Genomic DNA, 4,466 nt, shown 5'->3' with positions numbered 1-4,466 from the left:
CGCCCTCTACCACCTCCTCACAAGCTGGGACATCACCCCCGACCACCTCACCGGCCACTCCATCGGCGACATCGCCGCCGCCCACTGCGCCGGCATCCTCAACCTCACCGACGCCACCACCCTGGTCGCCGCCCGCGGCGCCCTCATGCAGGCCCTGCCCACCACCGGCGCCATGACCGCGATCGAGGCCAGCGGCGAGGAGGTGGAGGAAACCCTGCCCCAGGACGGCACCGTCAGCATCGCCGCGCACAACGCCCCCACCGAGACAGTCATCTCCGGCGACGCCGACGCGGTGCGAGCACTCGCCGCCGCCTGGGCCGAACGCGGCCGCAAGACCACCCTCCTGCGCGTCAGCCACGCCTTCCACTCCCCCCACATGGACGGCATGCTCAACCCCTTCCGGCGGGTCGTACGCACCCTCACCTTCCACCAACCGCAGATCCCTCTCGCCACCCCCACCGAACAACTCCTCGACCCCGAATACTGGGTCCGCCACGTCCGCGAACCCGTCCGCTTCCACGACCACCTCACCCACCTCGCCGAACGCGGCGCCACCACCTTCATCGAGATCGGACCCTCCACCACCCTCACCGCCCTCGCCGCACAATGCCTCAACAACACCGAACACCTCGCCATCCCCCTCCAACACCGCACCCGCGACCAACCCCACACCCTCCTCACCGCCCTCGCCACCCTCCACACCCACCACGCCGCCACCCCCAACTGGAACACCCTCCTCCCCCACACCCACCTCATCCCCGACCTCCCCACCTACCCGTTCCAACACCAGCGCTACTGGCTGACCCCACCACCATCGACCACCGACCTCACCCACACCGGTCTGGGCACCACAGAACACCCCCTCCTCCCCGCCTTGGTGGAAATCGCAGACACCACCACCAACGACCTCCTCCTCACCGGCCACATCTCCCTCCACACCCACCCCTGGCTCGCCGACCACACCATCACAGACACCCCCCTCCTCCCCGGCACCGCCATCCTCGAACTCGCCCTCCACGCCGCCCACCAGGCCGGAGGCGGTCACGTCGACGAGCTGACCCTCTCCGCGCCCGTGCGTGTCCCGGCGTCCGGTGGCCTCGACATCCAGGTCGCCGTGGGCGCTCCCGATGCTGATGACCGGCGTCCGCTCAGCGTCCACTCCCGCCCCGCCCACGACGGCGACGGTGACGGCTCCCCCTGGACCCGCCATGCCGAAGGAACGCTGGCCAGCGCCAGCGCCGCCGCCAGCGCCGCCGCCTCGGACGGCCAGTCACTCCCCTGGCCGCCGGCGGACGCAGACCCCGTTGAGCTGTCCGAAGGCTACGAACGGCTGCGCGACCTCGGCTATCACTACGGCCCGGCGTTTCAGGGCCTGCGCGCGGCCTGGCGGCACGGCGACGAGATCTACGCCGAGGTGGCGCTGCCGGAGGAGGCGGTGTCCGACGCCGAACACTTCGCCCTCCACCCGGCGTTGCTCGATGCCGCCCTGCACACCATCGCCCTCACCGGGCCGGGGCAGGGCAGCGGCGCGGCCCACCTCCCCTTCGCCTGGTCGGGGGTACGCCTGCACGCCACCGGCGCCACGACGCTGCGCGTGCGACTCGTGCTCTCGGACGGATCCGATGCGGTCGCCCTGCACGCGACCGACCCGGCCGGGCAGCCCGTCGTCTCGGTGGAACGCCTCACCCTGCGCCCGATGACGCCACCTGTCCGAGACATGCTGTTCCGGGTGGAGTGGGTTCCCCTGCCGGAATCGGTGGACGTCCCGCAAGCGGAGCCCGGCCGCTGGGCGGCGTTGGGCACCGCGCCCTGGACGGGCTTCGACGGGCCCGTCTTCGCCGAACTCGGCGAGTTGGCCGAGGCGATGGTGGCGGGCCGTATCGCGCCGCCCGAGACGGTCTTCGCCGTGCTCACGCACGAACGGGAACCGTCGGCGGACGCCATCCACGCCGCCTGCGAGGCGGCGCTCACGCTCGTCCAGGCGTGGGTGGCGGAGGAGCGCCTCGCCGACGCGCGGCTGGCGCTGCTCGCCGACGCGGCGGTGCCGGGGCTGGTGCGGGCGCCGGTCCAGGCGCTCGTGCGGGTGGCGGAGTCGGAGTTCCCGGGCCGTTTCGTGCTCGTGGACCTCGACGACGATCCCGCCGCCCCACACCCCCATCCCCAACCCCACCCCCACTCCCAGTCCCTGCACTCAGCGTTGGCCGCCGGGGAGCCGCACCTCGCGATACGCGGGGGACGCCTCTCCGTCCCCCGCCTGACCCGACACACCCCCACCGCCACCGCCACTCCCACCCCCACCAACTTCGGCGGGGCCGCGTGGGCCCCCGATCCGGACGGCACCGTCCTGATCACCGGCACCGGCACCCTCGCCGGCCTCGTAGCCCGCCACCTGATCACCCGCCACCACACCCGCCACCTCCACCTCGCCTCCCGCCAGGGCGGCCAGGCCCCGCACGCAGCCCGCCTCCAGGCGGAGCTGACCGCCCTGGGCGCGGACACTGTCACCCTCACCGCCTGTGACCTGGCCGATCCGGAGGCCACCCGCCGCCTCATAGCGGGCATCGACACCGCCCACCCCCTGACCGGCGTCATCCACACCGCCGGCACCCTGGACGACGCGCTGGTCACGAACCTCACCCCGGCCCGCCTCCACGCTGTCCTGGCGCCGAAGGTGGACGCCGCCCTCAACCTCCACCAGGCGACGGCCCACCTGCCCGACGTGGCGTTCGTGCTGTTCTCCTCCACCACCGCCACCCTGGCCACCCCCGGCCAGGCCAACTACGCCGCCGCCAACGCCTTCCTCGACGCCCTGGCCCGCCATCGCACCGGCACCCGCACCATCGCCTGGGGACTGTGGGCTGAGTCCAGCGGCATCACCAGCCATCTGACGGAAGCCGACCTCGCGCGGATGGCCCGCAACGGCCTGCTCCCGCTGGAAACGCCCCAGGCCCTCGAACTCTTCGACGCCGTGATCGCGGGAGAGGTGACAACGCCCGCCACCGCCGCCCGATTCGAACCCTCCGCCCTGCGCGAACGAGCCAAGGACGGCACACTGCCGCCCCCGCTGCGCGCCCTCGTCCCCGCCCGGCCGCCGCGTCGCACCGCCTCCCGGGGCCCCAGCGGGTCGGCCGCGCCTCTCGCCGAGCGGCTGGCCGGGCTCGCCCCGGCGGACCGGAGGAAGGCGTTGCTCGACCTCGTGGCGGGCGAGATCGCCGCCGTGCTCGGGCACCCGCGCGGCACCCCGATCGAGCCGACCAGGGGCTTCAAGGACCTCGGCTTCGACTCGCTGACCGCCGTACAGCTACGCAACCGCCTCTCCGAGGCCGTCGGCCACCGCCTGCCCGCCACCCTGGCGTTCGACTACCCGGACCCGAACGCCCTTGTCGACTACTTGCGCACGGAACTGCTCGGCGACCTCGCGGAAACGGCCCCGGCTACGGCTACGGCGCTGGCGCCGACCGCGGCGATGAGCGAGCCGATCGCGATCGTCGGCATGGCCTGCCGCTACCCGGGCGGGGTCCGCACGCCCGAGGAGCTGTGGCGGCTCGTCGCCACGGGCCGCGACGCGATCAGCGGCTTCCCGACCAACCGGGGCTGGGGGTTGCACACCCTCTTCCACCCCGACCCGGACCACCCGGGCACCAGTTACGCGCGACACGGCGGATTCCTGCACGACGCGGGCGACTTCGACGCCGAGTTCTTCGGGATCTCCCCGCGTGAGGCGTTGGCGATGGATCCGCAGCAGCGGCTGCTGCTGGAGACGACCTGGGAGGCACTGGAGCGCGCCGGGATCGACCCGACCACGCTGCGCGGCAGCCGCACCGGCGTGTTCACGGGCCTGATGTACCACGACTACGCCTCGTGGCTCCCGAAGCTGCCGGAGGACGTGGAGGGTTACGTGGGCACGGGCACCCAGGGAAGCGTGGCGTCGGGCCGCGTGGCATACACCTTCGGGCTGGAGGGCCCGGCGGTGACGGTCGACACCGCATGCTCGTCCTCGCTGGTGGCCCTGCACCTGGCGGCCCAGTCGCTGCGCACCGGCGAGTGCGACATGGCCCTGGCCGGGGGTGCCACCGTCATGCCCAGCCCTGGCACCTTCATCGAGTTCAGCCGTCAGCGGGGGCTGTCCCCGGACGGGCGGTGCAAGTCCTTCGCGGCGGCGGCGGACGGCACCGGGTGGGCCGAGGGCGTCGGCGTGCTGCTGGTGGAACGCCTCTCCGACGCCCGCCGCAACGGCCACCGCGTGCTGGCCGTCGTGCGCGGCTCGGCGGTCAACCAGGACGGCGCCAGCAACGGCCTGACCGCCCCCAACGGCCCCTCCCAGCAGCGCGTCATCCGGGCCGCCCTGACCAACGCCGGCCTGAAGCCGGCCGACATCGACGCCGTCGAAGCCCACGGCACCGGCACAACGCTGGGCGACCCCATCGAGGCGGAGGCACTGCTGGCCACCTACGGCCAGGACCGGC

General features: G+C 73.3%; 1 protein-coding gene. It reads left to right on the top strand.

Going from position 1 to position 4,466, the window contains the following annotated elements; translation table 11 throughout:
• Positions 1-4,466: beta-ketoacyl synthase N-terminal-like domain-containing protein (locus ACTWQH_RS32480; RefSeq protein ID WP_443290407.1), on the top strand; the 4,466-nt coding region annotated here is incomplete at both ends.

Source organism: Streptomyces sp. 6N223, from assembly GCF_052246635.1.
In the GTDB taxonomy this organism is placed as follows: Bacteria; Actinomycetota; Actinomycetes; order Streptomycetales; family Streptomycetaceae; genus Streptomyces.
The sequence above is the reverse complement of the archived record's forward strand: the minus strand, read 5'-3'. Positions and strand labels throughout refer to the sequence as shown.